The organism is Streptomyces sp. NPDC056738 (genome assembly GCF_042790435.1).
In the GTDB taxonomy this organism is placed as follows: Bacteria; Actinomycetota; Actinomycetes; order Streptomycetales; family Streptomycetaceae; genus Streptomyces.
The window spans coordinates 1-1,128 of sequence record NZ_JBHTZF010000036.1; the positions used below are offsets into that span (position 1 = coordinate 1).

Below are 1,128 nucleotides of genomic sequence, written 5' to 3' on the forward strand. Positions count from 1 at the left end.
AGAGGTCGTTTTCATCTGTCTTGCCTGGTTATTAGGCGATTCTCTGGGTGATGGATGGTGGTGCAGGCGAGTTCTTGGAGGCTGTCGATGTCTCTGGGTTGCGGGAGGTTGCGGATGGGGCAGAAACGGTCGTAATCCTGTTTCTTCCCAGGACGCCCGGTCCTCGAGGCTGTGTGCTTCGAGCGCCCATTCGGTGCGACTGGGCGCATTCACTTCGGGGCGGTACGCCGGAAGCATGGCCAAGCGGCACCCTTACCCGAGTGATCTGTCCGATGCCCGCTGGGAGTTGGTCGAGCCGGTGCTCTCAGCTTGGCGCTTCGAGCGCCGCGGCAGAGCTCTGGACTTCGGCCGGCCGCCCGAGCACGACCTGCGCGACATCATGGACGCGATCTTGTATGTGGACCGCACCGGCGTCCAGTGGCGCTACCTTCCGCATGACTTCCCGCACTGGAACACGGTCTACGGCTACTTCGCCAGGTGGCAGCAGGAAGGCGTGTTCGCCCAGCTCAACGGCCTGCTCAGGCAACTCTTACGACAGAAGGAAGGACGGGAGGCCGAACCATCGGCCTGCGTGATCGACGCGCAGAGCGTGAAAACCTCCACCAGCGTGCTCGCCTCCGGCCAGGGCATCGATGCCGGGAAGAAGATCGTCGGGCGGAAACGGAGCATCGTCACCGACACCATCGGCCTTCTGCTCGCCGTGCTGGTGACCGCGGCGAGCGTGCAGGACTCCGTCGCCGGCACCCGACTCCTGGACCAGGTCGCCGCCGAACATCCCCGCGTCCGCAAAGCGTGGGTCGACGGCGGCTATCGCCAACACCTCGTCGAGCATGCAGCCACCCTCGGCATCGACATGGAAATCACTCAACGCAAGCCCGGGACCAGGGGATTCGCTCCTATCCCGAAACGGTGGGCGGTCGAACGGACCTACGGCTGGCTCATGCTCCACCGCCGCCTGGCCCGCGACTACGAAACCCTGCCCACCCGCTCCGAAGCCATGATCCACATCGCCATGACCGACCTCATGGCCCGCCGCCTAACCGGCGAGAACACCATCTCCTGGCGCGACCCGACACCGCACACCAAACGGCAGATTCCGGGATGAAACAACAGGAGAAAACGACCTCT

Annotated in this window: 1 protein-coding gene; it reads left to right on the forward strand. The window is 64.2% G+C overall.

The genetic code is table 11. The features are described 5' to 3' along the window. Nucleotides 1-235: 235 nt before the first annotated feature. Nucleotides 236-1,105 (forward strand): IS5 family transposase, encoded by an 870-nt coding sequence (locus tag ACFRIC_RS41960; protein WP_382797303.1) that lies wholly within the window; start codon nucleotides 236-238, stop codon nucleotides 1,103-1,105. Nucleotides 1,106-1,128: the final 23 nt, after the last annotated feature.